Genomic DNA, 12,713 nt, shown 5'->3' on the forward strand with positions numbered 1-12,713 from the left:
AATGTTATTCCTTGGTGGCGTCGGCGGCGGGTTCGTCGTCGTCGTCGCCGTCCTGCGCCTCCAGCTCACCCGGCTCGGCCAGGTGGGGATTCTGCTTCAGCTCGGCCTTGCGGCGGGCTTTTTCCTCGTTCTTTTTCTTCTTTTCCAACTCACGCTGCCGTTTTTCGTACGCGAAGTTTGTCTTTGCCATTTGCTACCTCTTCTTTATCCGGTTCGATTACCTGCTCACATTATGACGCAGTTACGGCCGACGCAAGTTTTTCAGCCTCGGGGATGATGTTGCGCATGCAAATGCTTCAGACGCTCGCGCGCCACGTGGGTGTAGATTTGTGTGGTGGATATGTCCGAATGACCAAGCAAAAGCTGCACCACCCGCAAATCCGCGCCGTGGTTCAGCAAGTGGGTGGCGAAGGCGTGGCGCAGCGTGTGCGGCGACAGCGGCGTCTCGATGCCGGCGGTCTTGGCGTGCTTTTTGATCAAGATCCAGAACATTTGCCGCGTCATCGGTCCGCCGCGCCCGGTGACGAACAGCGCATCGTCCTGCTGGCCGTTCAGGATCACCCCACGCGCCTCTTTCAGATAGCGCTCGATCCAGATGCGCGCCTGCTGGCCGAACGGCACCAGCCGCGTCTTGGCCCCCTTGCCGGTGATGCGCAGCACGCCGTCGTTCAGGCTCAGCTCCAGGATCTTCAGCGCCACCAGCTCCGACACCCGCAGGCCGCTGGCGTACATCAGCTCCAACATGGTGCGTTCGCGCAGCCCCAACGGCATATTCACGTCGGGCGCGCCCAGCAAGGATTCCACTTGAATCTCGCTCAAGGTGTGGACGAAGCGCTGCGGCTGCTTGGCGGACAGTAGCTTGAGGCTGGGATCGGCCGTGATGCGGCGCTGCCGCAGCAGCATCTGGTAGAAGCGCTTGATCACCGACAGCCGCCGGTTGGACGAGGTGGCCTTGCCGCTGTCGCCGTGGCGCGCCGCGATATAGCCCTGGATATCGTGCCCGGCCACGGCGATCAGGCCGCCGACGTCCGGCCGCATCTTCTCCAGCCAGGCGGCGAACAGGCGCATGTCGCGCCGGTAGGCGTCCAGCGAGTTCTTCGACAGCCCGTCCTCCAGCCACAGGCTGTCGCAGAACTCGTCGATCAGAGCAAGGTTGTCTGTTGCCATGCGTATTCGCTTTGCCCTTCGTGCGCCAGCAGCCAGCGCTTGACGCCCAGCAGGTAGCCATTCGGGTCGTCGCTGTTGGAGAAGCCGCCCAGGCCGCTCGCGGCGGTGACGCGATGGCACGGGATCACCACCGGGAACCAGTTGGCGCCGCAGGCCTGACCCACCGCGCGCGGCGCCGAGCCGAGGTGTTTGGCCAGCTCGCCGTAGGTGCGCACGCTGCCGCGCGGGATCGAGCTGATCGCACCCCACACCTTTTGCTGGAACTCGGTGCCGGCGCGTTGCAGCGGCAGATCGAAGGCGAAATCGGCGTCGTCGCAGTACCGCGTCAGCTGCTCGGCCGCCACAGCGGCCGCCGCGTCCCGCGGCGCCTTTGCATCAAAATGGGGCGGCAGGTAGCACAGCTCGGTAATCAGACCTGCGGCCGTCCGAACCCCCAGCTTTCCAAACGGGAGCTCCAGAATGGCTGAAAAAATTTCACTCCCCTGTTGTATTATCGTCACAGTTTCCGCACCAAAAAAGTACTTCATTTATGTCCTAATGCACCAACATGTTGCATGCAAGCGACAACAAAAAAAACCACATGACTTGCATTGTAGATCGCACGGCCAAAAAAAAACGCACCGTTAGGTGCGTTTTCAAATGCTGCTTCACGTTCCCGGTCGTTTGCCTGTCCCCGTAGCACGCTTATGGCGGCTTGCAGCGACTATCACAACGACATTCTGTAAAACGTGTGTCTCCTCGATCTATTGGCGGCATTGATACCGTCTAATACACACTCCCCACTTACAATTCTTTGCTCCTGCTACAACACGCATATCGTTATGCGTTTATCCCTGAGAGCGACGCCATCATAACTTATGTTTTTGGCTTTTTCCCAGTTTTTTTTGCAGCAGGAACGCAGGGTAGTTTAAGAGTAAATTAAATTTGGAAGCCACAGAGAAATTTGTGGTACATATGTGACCAAGATCAAAAAGCCCAGCATGGTCAGCAGCCAAGGCCACACGGCGACGGTCAATTCCGTGATGCCCATCTTGGTGATTCCAGACGCCACGTACAGATTCAGGCCGACCGGCGGGTGGCACATGCCCACTTCCATGTTGACCACGATCAAAATACCGAAGTGCACCGGATCGATCCCCAGCTTCATCGCCACCGGGAACAGGATCGGCGCCATAATCAGCACGATCGACGACGGTTCCATGACGTTGCCGGCCAATAGCAGCAGCACGTTGACCACCAGCAGGAAGCTGATCACGCCCAGGCCCTGGCCGGTGATCCATTCCGCCATCGCTTGCGGAATGTTTTCACTGGTCATCAGGAACGAGAACAAAATGGCGTTGGTGATGATGTACAGCAGCATCGCCGACATCGCCGCCGAGTCGAGCAAGACCTTGCCGACTTGCTTGATCTTCAAGTCCTTGTAGACGAACACCGCGATGAAGAAGGCGTACACCGCCGCCATCGCCGCCGCCTCGGTCGGCGTGAACGAACCGGAATAGATCCCGCCCATCACGATGACGATCAGCAGCAGGCCCCAGGCGCTCTTGCGGAAGGTGCTCCAGCGCTCGCCCCAGCTGGCCTTGGCCATGCGCGGGTAGTTGTGCTTGCGCGCCAGGTACCAGGTGGTCAGGCCGAGGAAGAACGCCAGCAAGACGCCGGGCACCACGCCAGCCATGAACAACTTGCCGACCGAGGTGTTGGTGGTGACCGAATACATCACCATCACGATCGACGGCGGGATCAGGATGCCCAGCGCGCCGGAGGTGGTGACCACGCCGGCGCCGAACGACTTCGGATAGCCCTGGCGCACCATGGCCGGCAGGATGATCGAGCCGATCGCCACCACGGTGGCCGGCGACGAGCCCGACACCGCCGCGAACAGCGCGCACGCCAGCACGCCGGCCAGCGCCAGACCGCCGTGCCAGTGGCCGACCATCGAGCTGGCGAAGTTGATCATCCGTCGCGCGACCCCGCCATGGGTGAGGAAGTTGCCCGCCAAGATAAAGAACGGGATCGCCATGATCTCGAATTTCTCGATGCCGGTGAACAGCTTCAGCGCCACCGTGTCGATCGGCACCTGGGTCATGGTGAACAGGAAGGTCAGCACCGTCAGGCCGAGCGAGATGGAGATCGGCATGCCGGTCAACATCAGCCCCAGCAGCAGCACGAAAATAATCAAGGCGTTCATGCTTTGGCTCCTTTTTCTTCAGCCGACAATTCGTCTTCCAGGCCCTCGACGTGCGAGTGGTCGTGCTTCGGCAGCGAGCCGGTTTTCACGAACGCGACCAGCACCTGCAGGAAGCGGAAGCACATCAAATACGAGCCCAGCGGCACCGCCAGGTAGACGATCCACATCGGCATCTCCAGGTCGGCCGAGGTCTGGTCGGTCTGCGACATGTGGTGCACGAAGTTGGCGCCCAGCGTGCCGATGATGGCGGTGAAGGTGGCGCCGGCCAGCAGGCCGAAGACGATGAATTTGTTGCGCCAAGGCGTGTTCATGCGGTTGATCAGCACATCGACGCCGACGTGGATGCCGGTGCGCACGCCGTAGGCTGCGCCGAACTTGGCCATCCAGACGAACATGTAGATACAGGCTTCCTGCGCCCAGCTGGTGTTGAGCGTGATCAGGTAATCCTGCAGGCCGGGTATGGGCAATCCGGACAGGTAGCGGTGCAGCACCGCGACGAAGATCAGGATGGTCGCCGCGGCCATGAGGGACGCGATCAGCCATTCTTCGAGCTTATCGAGGAATTTCATGGGGTAACCTTTAGAGAGGAGGAGAACGGGACGACATGGCGCCGTCCCGTGGCAGACTGCTTACTTGGCTGCTTCTTTGTTGATCGCGGAGATCAGGTCTTTGCCGATGCGGCTTTCCATCGACTGTTGTACCGGCAGCAGGGCCTTGCGCCACTCCGCCTGTTCTTTCACGCTGAGCGTGTAGATGTCGGTCTTGCCGGTTTTCTTGATGGCGTCCAGCGCCAGGTCGTTGTCGCGCTGGGCGATGGCTTTCTCGAACGTGGTCGCGTCCTTCATCGCCTTGTCCAGCGCGGTGCGGATGTCAGGCGGCAGGCCGTCCCAGAACTTCTTGTTGACGATCACCGCATAGCCCAGGTAGCCGTGGTTGGACACGGTCACATACTTCTGCACCTCGTGCATCTTCTGCGTGTACATATTCGACGGCGGGTTCTCGGTGCCGTCCACTACGCCGGTCTGCAGCGCTTGGTAGACCTCGGAGAAGGCCAGCACCTGCGGGTTGGCGCCCAGCGCGCGCATCTGCGCGTCCAGCACCTTGGACGACTGGATGCGCAGCTTCAGGCCCTTGAAATCGGCCGGGGTGCGCAACGGCTTGTTGGCCGACATCACCTTGAAGCCGTTGTCCCAGAACGCCAGGCCGGTGATGCCCTTCGGTTCCAGTTTCTTCAGCAGGCCCTTGCCGATTTCACCTTCGGTGACGTTGTACAGCGCGGTTTTCGACGGGAAGATGTACGGCAGGTCGAAGGCTTCGAATTCCTTCACGCCCAGCGGGCCGAACTTGGCCAGCGATGGCGCCAGCATCTGCACCGCGCCCAATTGCAGCGCTTCCAGTTCTTCCTTGTCCTTGTACAGTTGGCTGTTCGGGTAGACCTCGACCTTGACGCGGCCGTTGGTGGCTTTTTCGGCCAGCTGCTTGAAGCGTTCGGCGGCCTGACCTTTCGGCGTATCGGTGGCCACCACGTGGCTGAATTTGATGACGATAGGTGCTTGGGCGTACGCGTTGAAGCTTAGGGCGGCGCTCAGGACGAGCAGAACGGATTTCAGTTTCATGGAGTCTCCTGGGGGTGAAATTGCAACATTATTCTAGTTTGGATCAAACTTACCACACGTGGCAAGGCTGGCAACTGTGGAAAACCACAATGCCCGACCCGCAATCGGCTCCCACCACCGCCGCAGCCCGCGCCACTGCTCGCGCCGTCGCTTGCGCCTTCGTCCGCCGAAATCGATGCTGCGCCGCAGCGCCCGGTCGCGCCGCTGTTGTTTTCCCGGCGACAACGCAGGCCACGCCGCGATGCGGCGATCACTGCGGCGGCACGATGGTGATCGGCCGGGTGCCGATCCGCGCCCCGGTCACCTGGTCCACCGCCACGGCCTGGATCTCGGTGCCGGTTTGCGCGTCGAGGAAGCGTATCAGCTTGCCGCCGCCGCGATGTTGCCGCCCCCAGGCGCCGAGCACGAACAGCACCGGCAGGAAATCCTGCCCCGCCGCCGTCAGCAGGTATTCCTCGCGCGGCGGGTGCTCCGAGTAGCGGCGTTTTTCCAGCACGCCCTCCTCGGTCAGCGTCGCCAGCCGCCTGGTCAGGATGGTGGGCGCGATGCCCAGGCTTTTGCGGAACTGGTCGAACCGGGTCAGGCCGGCATGCGCGTCGCGCAGGATCAGCATGCTCCAGGCGTCGCCGAGGAAGGCCAGGCTGCGCGCGATCGGGCATGGGTTATCGCAAGAATCTTGGTTGTTCATATCGTTTCGATAGTGACATTCGTGACGCGGGATGCTAGAGTTACTACGCAATCGATACTAACATCGCGGCGCCCGCCGATCAACCTCACGTGGAGATCCGACTCATGAACAAACAAGAAATGCCCGTCGCCCTGGTCACCGGCGCCTCGTCCGGCATCGGCCTGGTCACCGCGCTGACGCTGGTCGGCGCCGGCTACCGCGTGTTCGGCACCAGCCGCCGGCCGGCCAACCTGGACAACGGTGTCGTCATGCTGGTCTGCGACGTGACCGACGACGCCTCGGTGCAGGCCATGGTGGCGCAGGTGCTGGCGCAGGCCGGCCGCATCGACCTGCTGGTCAACAACGCCGGCATCGGCTTGCTGGGCGGCGCCGACGAATCCTCGGCGGCGCAGGCGCAGGCGCTGTTCGACGTCAACGTGTTCGGCTTGCTGCGCGTGACCAACGCCGTGCTGCCCGCGATGCGCCGCCGCCGGCAGGGCCGCATCGTCAACCTGAGCTCGATCCTGGGGCTGATCCCGTCGCCGTACAACGCGCTGTACGCCGCCACCAAACATGCGGTGGAAGGGTATTCCGAATCGCTGGACCACGAGCTGCGCGCGGCGGGGATCCGGGTGGTGCTGGTCGAACCGGGCGTAACCCGCACCGCGTTCGACGACAATCTGAGCCGCCCGGACCGGCCGCTGCCGCTGCACGACGCCGAGCGCAGCCGCATGGAGGCGCTGATGCGCGGCTGGATCGCCCAGGGTGACGCGCCCGAAGTGGTGGCGGCTGCCGTGCTCAAGGCGGCCAGCGCACGCGTGCCGAAACTGCGCTACGCCGCCGGCAGGCAGGCGCGTCAGGTCAGCTGGCTGCGCCGCTTCCTGCCCGAGGCTATGGTCGACCGAAGCCTGAGGAAGTTCAACGGGCTGCCGGTTTAAAGTTACACTATGGGTCCAGCCGGTTCACCGGATCCACGCACCGCGATAGCCCGACCGCATGACCGCTCCGCCCCTCACGCCCGCCGCCCGCCGCCCGCAGACCAGCTATGTGTTGCGCTGGCTGCTGCCCATCGTGCTGGTGCTGTTCTTTCTGGCGATCCTGATCTGGCTGCCGTGGCAGGCGCGCCAGATGGAGAGCAACGAGCGCCAGGAACAGCTGATCGCCGACACGCTGTGGGTCGAGCAGACCATCCGCTTCCAGCTCGGCCGCGATGAGGAAAGCCTGCGCAGCCTGGCGCTGGAGATCAGCGCCGACCGCCTGTCGCCGGCGCTGCTGCACGAGCATATGGCGCGCATCCTGAAGAACGGCCACGAACTGCTGCGCGTGGTCTGGCTCAAGCCGGACGGCGCGCTGGCCGGCAGCAGCGACCCGCTGCCGGCGCCGGTGCAGCTGACCGAGGCGTCGCGCGCCACCGCCGAACTGACCCGCCGCACCCGGCGCCCGATGTACACCCAGCCGGAGGCGCAGACCCGCAACCCGTCGGCCGCCCCCGCCGCCGTGCTGATGGACTACCACGTGCCGCTGTTCCGCGGCGACGAGTACCTCGGCGACCTGGTCGCCACCTATCAAACCAGCGCGCTGCTGGACGAAATGGTGCCGTGGTGGTTCGCCCAGGACAACCAGGTGACGCTGGTCGACCGCGACGACAAGGTGCTGGCGCGGCGCGCCGCGGCCGGTCCTGGCCACGGCGTCTACACCCACAAGCGCGCGCTCGACCTGCCCGGCGCCACCGTCACGCTGGTCACCGACAGCGTCAAGAGCGAGCCGCAGCTGCTGCCCAACCTGCTGGTCGGCTCGGTGATCGTGCTGTCGCTGGGATTGTTGTGGAGCCTGTTGGCCTTGTGGGGCCACATTTCGCGCCGGCTGGCGGCCGAAGGCGCGCTGCGCCAGCAGATGTCGTTCCGCACCGCGATGGAAAACTCGCTGGTCACCGGCCTGCGCGCGCGCGACCTCGAAGGCCGCATCACCTACGTCAATCCGGCCTTCTGCCAGATCGTCGGCTACCCGGCCGACGACATCGTCGGCAAGCTGCCGCCGATGCCCTACTGGGCGCCGGAGGCGATGAGCGAATACCAGACCCGCTTCGCCAACGTCCTGGCGGGCAAGGTCACGCCGCAGTTCGAGACCGTGTTCCAGCGGCCCGACGGGGAACGGGTGCCGGTGCTGGTGTTCGAGGCGCCGCTGGTGGACAAGGACGGCAAGCAGACCGGCTGGATGGGCTCCATCCTGGATATCTCGGACCGCAAGCGGATCGAAGAACTCAACCGCCAGCAGCACGAGAAGCTGCAGGCGTCGGCGCGGCTGGCGACCATGGGCGAAATCGCCTCGATGCTGGCGCACGAACTGAACCAGCCGCTGGCCGCGATCTCCAGCTACACCACCGGCGCGCTCAATCTGCTGGGGCGGGCCCAGAGCAGCGGCGACGCGGTCGACTGCGGCGTGCTGAAGCCGGCGCTGGAGCAGGCCAGCGCGCAGGCGCAGCGGGCCGGTCAGATCATCCGCAGCGTGCACGAATTCGTCAAGAAGCGCGAACCGTTGCGGCAGGAGATCGCCATTCCCTCGCTGCTGGACGGCATCCGCGCGCTGATCGACCTGCAGGCGCGCCAGAGCTACGTCTCGTTCCGCGCCGAACTGCCGGCAGACCTGCCGATGGTGCGCGCCGACCGGGTGATGATCGAACAGGTGCTGCTCAACCTGACCCGCAACGCGATCGAAGCGATGCAGCACATCCCGCCGCAGCGCCGCATGCTCGACGTGGTGGCCGAATACGACGCCGCCACGGCGCAGGTCAGCGTCGCCGTCATCGACCAGGGTCACGGCATTCCGCAGGAAGTGGCGGAGCGGCTGTTCTCGCCGTTCTTCTCGACCAAGGCCGAAGGCATGGGGATGGGACTCAACATCTGCCGGACTGCGATAGAATTCCACGGCGGCGCACTCACCTACCGCGCCAATCCGCAAGGCGGAACCATATTCACGTTCGTGCTGCCGGCGGTGCCGGCGGCGGCGACACAGGAGACCTGAACACATGCTGCACATCGTCGATGACGAAGCGGTCGTACGCGACTCGCTGACCTGGCTGGCCACCTCGCGGGCGATCGCCTCCCGCGCCTACGACTCGGGGGCCCAGTTCCTCAAGCAGGCGGAGGCGGGCCAGTTCGACATCGGCGGCGACTGTGTGCTGCTCGACGTGCGCATGCCGGACATGAACGGGGTGGCGGTGTTCGACCAGCTCAGCGCGCGCGGCCTGATTCAGCGCATGCCGGTGATCTTCCTGACCGGCCACGGCGACGTGCCGATGGCGGTGGATACGCTGAAGCGCGGCGCCTTCGACTTCTTCGAGAAGCCGTTCAACGACAACCAGCTGATGGACAGGGTGCAGGAAGGCCTGGCCAACTCGCGCCAGGCGGGCGAGATGGCGGCGGTGCACGCGCGCCTGGCGACGCTGTCGAGCCGCGAACGCGAAGTGCTGGACCTGATCCTGGCCGGCAAGATGAACAAGGTGGTGGCCGACCAGCTAGGCATCAGCATGCGCACGGTGGAAGTCCACCGCGCGCACATCTTCGACAAGATGCAAGTCAAAACCGCCGTCGAACTGGCCGGCCTGTTGAAGTAACCTCCACCCCACTCCGCTTGATTCCGCTCAAGCGAATGCCTACCATGAAGTGACAAGATCGTCCCATGCTTACCTGGGACGAAAACAAGCGACGCAAAAACCTACAAGATCACGGCATCGACTTCGCCGACCTGGAAGCCATTTTTGACCTTCCCTTGCATTCTGAAGAGGACAGAACGGAAAACCATTACGAGTTACGTCTCCGCAGCTTGGGCCTATTGCGAGGAGAGATCGTTCTGATGATTTGGGCGCCAGCCAGCGATGGAGGGCGCATTATTTCTTGCAGATATGGAGACAAATATGAAACGCGAAAATATTTCAAATCCGTACTTCACTCAAGAACAAATTGATGCCGCAATCGCAGCGGCTCCGGATCATGTGGACGATCCTGATAGCCCATATGACCCCAACAACGAAGCCGAAGTGGAGGCTTACTGGTCAAGGGCAACACTGACGTTCCCCGGCAAACATCCACATCAAAGACCATTCAGGAAAGCCAAGAAGTGAAAGCCGGGGACGTTGGCGGACAACTCAGTTCTTCTGCTTGGCGATCCACTCGTCGACCATCTGCTCCAGCACCGGCAGCGGCACGTTGCCGGTTTCCAGCACAGTGTTGTGGAAGCCCTTGATGTTGAACTTGTCGCCCAGCGCCGCCTTGGCCTTGGCGCGCAGGTCGAGGATGCGCATCATGCCGATCTTGTAGGCGCAGGCCTGGCCCGGCATCACCACGTAACGATCCACCTCCGCCGGCGGGATGCCGTAGTCGATGCCCTGCTGGCGCGTCCACTTCATCGCGTGCAGGCCGGTGTCCACCACCAGCCGGCGGGCGCGGAACAGTTCCGCGTCTAGCTGGCCCAGGCGGCCGACCACGTCGTCGCCGTACCAGTTGTTCTCCGACGCCAGCTGCTCCGCATACAGCGCCCATCCCTCGCCATACGCCGAACCGACGCCGAACACGCGGTCGCGGCGATAGCGCGGCAGGCCGGTGTTTTCCTGCTGCAGCGCGACCTGGAAGTGGTGGCCCGGCACGCCCTCATGGTAGACCAGCGTGCGCATGCCGACGATGCGGAAATCAGGCCCCGGCATCGGCGCCCAGAAGATGCCGGGACGCGTGCCGTCCTTGGCCGGACCGGTGTAGTGCGCCGCCGCCGTCTTCTCGGTGAACGGCGGTTCGCGCTTGACCACCACCGGCGCCTTCGGTGTGCTATCGAACAGCTCTTTCGCGCGCGCCTCGGCGTCGCGCAGCACCTCGTCGTAGCGCGCCAGCAGCTGCGGACGCGGATCGGCGTCCTTCGGCTTCTGATCCTTCTCCAGCCTGGCGATGCGCTCCTTGATCGAACCCTCTTTGTAGCCGATCGACACCAGCAGGCCGTCCATTTCCTTCTCGATGCGCGCCACTTCCTTCAGGCCGATGTTGTGGATCTGCTCCGGCGTGTAATCGGTCGACGTCATCTGGCGCAGCACCACCGCATAGGCCTTGTCGCCATTGGGCAGGCGCCACAGGCCAGCATCGGCGGTGGTGCGCGGCAGCTGCTCCTTGAGCAAGGCGCGCGTCTTCTCGAACGCCGGAATCACCGACTTCCTGACGATGGCGGTCGCATCGGCCGCGAACTTCGCCTGCTCCTCCGCCGAGACATCCTTCAAGCCGCTCATGCGCTGCGTCAGCGTGGCGATGAATACGTTCTGCTCCGGCGCGCCGTCGAGGAAACGGTCCAGCTGCCCGATCGACGCCTGCGTGATAAAGGTCGGCATCAGGATGCCGCGCAACGCTGCGCCGCGCGATTGCATGATGCCGGTCTCGATCTTGCCGGCCACCGCGTCCAGCCGCACCAGGTAGTTTTCCACGTCGCGGCGATTGCGGATCGGATGCGCCTGGGTCAGGAAGTTCACGATCTGCACGTGCACGCCGGTGAACTGGTTGAACACGAAGTTGTAGTCCATGTAGGGATAGGCATCGACGGTGCCCTGCAGATTCCACGCGATGGTGGCGGCGCTGGCGCGCTGCTGCGGCGTCAGGGCCTTCTGGTCGATCCGCGCCAGCTGCGCCAGCGACTTCTTGGCGGCGGCCACTTCGCCGGCGCGGAACACGATGGTGTTCGGCGTCAGCTTGCGGTCCAGCGCATCCTGCTCCTTGGCGTCGAAGTACTGCTTCTGCGTCGCCTGCTCCGGATCGCTGCGCACCTTGGCGTTGGCGACCTTGTCGGCCCAGTCGTCGAAGCGCACCGCTTGCGCGGCGATGGAGACGGATGCGCCGGCGAGCAGCGCGATGAATTTGATGGAAGTCTGCACATGGGCCTCTATGAGAAAGAACCCAGCGAGTGTAGCCCAGTCAGGCGTGGCAGGCCAGCGCCCATTCGACATGCTCGCGCACCAGCGGCGAAGGATCGTCGCGCCGCGCCAACAACGCGGCGACGATGGCCGCGTCGCCCCTGGCGCCGGCCGCCGCCGCGTTGCCCAGGCCGACCGCCAGGTTGCGCAGCCAGCGCTCGTGGCCGATGCGGCGTATCGGACTGCCTTCCATCTTGCGATTGAACTCGTCCTCGCTCCAGCCGAACAGCTCCACCATCGACGCCGAGCCGAGGCCGTGGCGCTCGTCGAAGTCCGGCAGCACCGCGCGCTGGGCGAACTTATTCCATGGGCACGCGGTCTGGCAATCGTCGCAGCCGTAGACGCGGTTGCCGATCAAGGGCCGCATCTCCAGCGGAATCGCGCTTTTCAGTTCGATGGTGAGATAGGAAACGCAGCGCCGCGCGTCGAGCCGGCCCGGCCCGAGGATGGCCTGGGTCGGGCAGATGTCGATACAGGCGCTGCACTGGCCGCAGTGCGCGCCGGTCGGCGCATCGATCGGCAGCGGCAGGTCGACCAGGAACTCGCCCATGAAGAACATCGAGCCGGCGCTGCGGCTGAGCAGCAAGGTGTGCTTGCCGCGCCAGCCCAGGCCAGCCTTCTCCGCCAGCGGCAGCTCCATCACCGGCGCCGAGTCGGTGAACACGCGGTAGCCGAAGTCGCCGATCTCCGCCTTGACCTTGTCGGCCAGCTGTTGCAGCCGCGCGCGCAGCACCTTGTGGTAGTCGCGGCCGCGCGCATACACCGAGATCACGGCCGCGCCGGGATCGGCCAGCCGCGCCGCCTCGCGCGCGCGCCAGTCGCGCGGGCCTTCGGTTTCGGTGTCCCTCGGCAGATAGTTCATGCGCGCGCTGACCACCCGCACCGTGCCCGGCACCAGCTCGGCCGGGCGGGCGCGTTTCATGCCGTGGGCGGCCATGTAGTCCATTTCACCGTGCATGCCGGCATCCAGCCACGCCTGCAGGCCCGCCTCGGCGTGACTCAGGTCGATATCGGTGATGCGGATTTCGGCGAAGCCCAGCTCCACACCCCAGCGCTTGATGCTGAGGGCGAGTTCGGCGAGATTGGATACTGACAGAGACATCGGCGGGGAACTAAGAGGTTACAATGGCTGGC

Annotated in this window: 14 protein-coding genes; 5 read left to right on the forward strand and 9 right to left on the reverse strand. The window is 64.1% G+C overall.

Going from position 1 to position 12,713, the window contains the following annotated elements; all coding sequences use genetic code 11:
* Nucleotides 1-4: 4 nt before the first annotated feature.
* The 7 genes from GW587_RS20360 to GW587_RS20390 all read right to left on the reverse strand — a co-directional run bounded on the left by GW587_RS20360 (nt 5) and on the right by GW587_RS20390 (nt 5,659).
* Nucleotides 5-190 (reverse strand): hypothetical protein, encoded by a 186-nt coding sequence (locus GW587_RS20360; protein WP_166106432.1) that lies wholly within the window; start codon nt 188-190, stop codon nt 5-7.
* 71 nt (nt 191-261) lie between these two features.
* A complete protein-coding gene (xerD, locus tag GW587_RS20365) occupies nt 262-1,167 on the reverse strand; it encodes a site-specific tyrosine recombinase XerD (protein ID WP_166106433.1) in 906 nt (301 codons plus the stop codon).
* A complete protein-coding gene (locus tag GW587_RS20370) occupies nt 1,143-1,694 on the reverse strand; it encodes a methylated-DNA--[protein]-cysteine S-methyltransferase (protein ID WP_166106434.1) in 552 nt (183 codons plus the stop codon). Before GW587_RS20370 ends, xerD begins: the two co-directional genes overlap by 25 nt.
* A 380-nt stretch (nt 1,695-2,074) precedes the next feature.
* Entirely contained in the window at nt 2,075-3,355 is a 1,281-nt protein-coding gene (locus GW587_RS20375; protein ID WP_166106435.1) for a TRAP transporter large permease, read from the reverse strand.
* Nucleotides 3,352-3,924, reverse strand: coding sequence for a TRAP transporter small permease (locus tag GW587_RS20380; protein WP_166106436.1), 573 nt, complete (start codon nt 3,922-3,924; stop codon nt 3,352-3,354). Before GW587_RS20380 ends, GW587_RS20375 begins: the two co-directional genes overlap by 4 nt.
* A 60-nt stretch (nt 3,925-3,984) precedes the next feature.
* Nucleotides 3,985-4,971, reverse strand: coding sequence for a TRAP transporter substrate-binding protein (locus GW587_RS20385; RefSeq protein ID WP_166106437.1), 987 nt, complete (start codon nt 4,969-4,971; stop codon nt 3,985-3,987).
* Between the two features lie 250 nt (nt 4,972-5,221).
* On the reverse strand, nt 5,222-5,659 hold the full coding sequence (locus tag GW587_RS20390) for a winged helix-turn-helix transcriptional regulator (protein WP_166106438.1): 438 nt from the start codon (nt 5,657-5,659) through the stop codon (nt 5,222-5,224).
* A gap of 104 nt (nt 5,660-5,763) precedes the next feature.
* Here GW587_RS20390 and GW587_RS20395 point away from each other — a divergent pair, with 104 nt between their 5' ends.
* The 5 genes from GW587_RS20395 to GW587_RS20415 all read left to right on the forward strand — a co-directional run bounded on the left by GW587_RS20395 (nt 5,764) and on the right by GW587_RS20415 (nt 9,758).
* On the forward strand, nt 5,764-6,576 hold the full coding sequence (locus GW587_RS20395; protein ID WP_166106439.1) for an oxidoreductase: 813 nt from the start codon (nt 5,764-5,766) through the stop codon (nt 6,574-6,576).
* Nucleotides 6,577-6,634: 58 nt separating this feature from the next.
* Nucleotides 6,635-8,659 (forward strand): PAS domain S-box protein, encoded by a 2,025-nt coding sequence (locus GW587_RS20400; protein WP_166106440.1) that lies wholly within the window; start codon nt 6,635-6,637, stop codon nt 8,657-8,659.
* A 4-nt stretch (nt 8,660-8,663) separates the two neighbouring features.
* Nucleotides 8,664-9,251, forward strand: coding sequence for a response regulator transcription factor (locus GW587_RS20405; RefSeq protein ID WP_166106441.1), 588 nt, complete (start codon nt 8,664-8,666; stop codon nt 9,249-9,251).
* 65 nt (nt 9,252-9,316) lie between these two features.
* Complete coding sequence (locus tag GW587_RS31890) at nt 9,317-9,601, forward strand: BrnT family toxin (protein WP_166106442.1); 285 nt, start codon at nt 9,317-9,319, stop codon at nt 9,599-9,601.
* Nucleotides 9,552-9,758: a hypothetical protein gene (locus GW587_RS20415; protein WP_166106243.1), complete on the forward strand. Its 207-nt coding sequence runs from the start codon at nt 9,552-9,554 to the stop codon at nt 9,756-9,758. The genes GW587_RS31890 and GW587_RS20415 overlap by 50 nt, the downstream gene beginning before the upstream one ends.
* Before the next feature lie 24 nt (nt 9,759-9,782).
* Here GW587_RS20415 and GW587_RS20420 read toward each other — a convergent pair whose 3' ends face one another.
* Together GW587_RS20420 and queG are read right to left on the reverse strand one after the other, a co-directional pair.
* Complete coding sequence (locus tag GW587_RS20420) at nt 9,783-11,540, reverse strand: DUF885 domain-containing protein (protein WP_166106443.1); 1,758 nt, start codon at nt 11,538-11,540, stop codon at nt 9,783-9,785.
* A 40-nt stretch (nt 11,541-11,580) separates the two neighbouring features.
* A complete protein-coding gene (queG, locus tag GW587_RS20425; protein ID WP_166106444.1) occupies nt 11,581-12,681 on the reverse strand; it encodes a tRNA epoxyqueuosine(34) reductase QueG in 1,101 nt (366 codons plus the stop codon).
* Nucleotides 12,682-12,713 lie beyond the last annotated feature (32 nt).

The organism is Duganella aceris (assembly GCF_011090165.1).
GTDB lineage: Bacteria > Pseudomonadota > Gammaproteobacteria > Burkholderiales > Burkholderiaceae_D > Rugamonas > Rugamonas aceris.

What these genes read in the sequence shown, in the direction of transcription:
- GW587_RS20405 (WP_166106441.1), top strand. Translation starts at nt 8,664, where the DNA reads ATGCTGCACATCGTCGATGACGAAGCGGTCGTACGCGACTCGCTGACC.
- GW587_RS20400 (WP_166106440.1), top strand. Translation starts at nt 6,635, where the DNA reads ATGACCGCTCCGCCCCTCACGCCCGCCGCCCGCCGCCCGCAGACCAGC.
- GW587_RS20415 (WP_166106243.1), top strand. Translation starts at nt 9,552, where the DNA reads ATGAAACGCGAAAATATTTCAAATCCGTACTTCACTCAAGAACAAATT.
- GW587_RS20375 (WP_166106435.1), bottom strand. Translation starts at nt 3,355, where the DNA reads ATGAACGCCTTGATTATTTTCGTGCTGCTGCTGGGGCTGATGTTGACC.
- queG (WP_166106444.1), bottom strand. Translation starts at nt 12,681, where the DNA reads ATGTCTCTGTCAGTATCCAATCTCGCCGAACTCGCCCTCAGCATCAAG.
- GW587_RS20395 (WP_166106439.1), top strand. Translation starts at nt 5,764, where the DNA reads ATGAACAAACAAGAAATGCCCGTCGCCCTGGTCACCGGCGCCTCGTCC.
- GW587_RS20380 (WP_166106436.1), bottom strand. Translation starts at nt 3,924, where the DNA reads ATGAAATTCCTCGATAAGCTCGAAGAATGGCTGATCGCGTCCCTCATG.
- GW587_RS31890 (WP_166106442.1), top strand. Translation starts at nt 9,317, where the DNA reads ATGCTTACCTGGGACGAAAACAAGCGACGCAAAAACCTACAAGATCAC.
- GW587_RS20360 (WP_166106432.1), bottom strand. Translation starts at nt 190, where the DNA reads ATGGCAAAGACAAACTTCGCGTACGAAAAACGGCAGCGTGAGTTGGAA.
- GW587_RS20385 (WP_166106437.1), bottom strand. Translation starts at nt 4,971, where the DNA reads ATGAAACTGAAATCCGTTCTGCTCGTCCTGAGCGCCGCCCTAAGCTTC.
- GW587_RS20370 (WP_166106434.1), bottom strand. Translation starts at nt 1,694, where the DNA reads ATGAAGTACTTTTTTGGTGCGGAAACTGTGACGATAATACAACAGGGG.
- GW587_RS20390 (WP_166106438.1), bottom strand. Translation starts at nt 5,659, where the DNA reads ATGAACAACCAAGATTCTTGCGATAACCCATGCCCGATCGCGCGCAGC.
- xerD (WP_166106433.1), bottom strand. Translation starts at nt 1,167, where the DNA reads ATGGCAACAGACAACCTTGCTCTGATCGACGAGTTCTGCGACAGCCTG.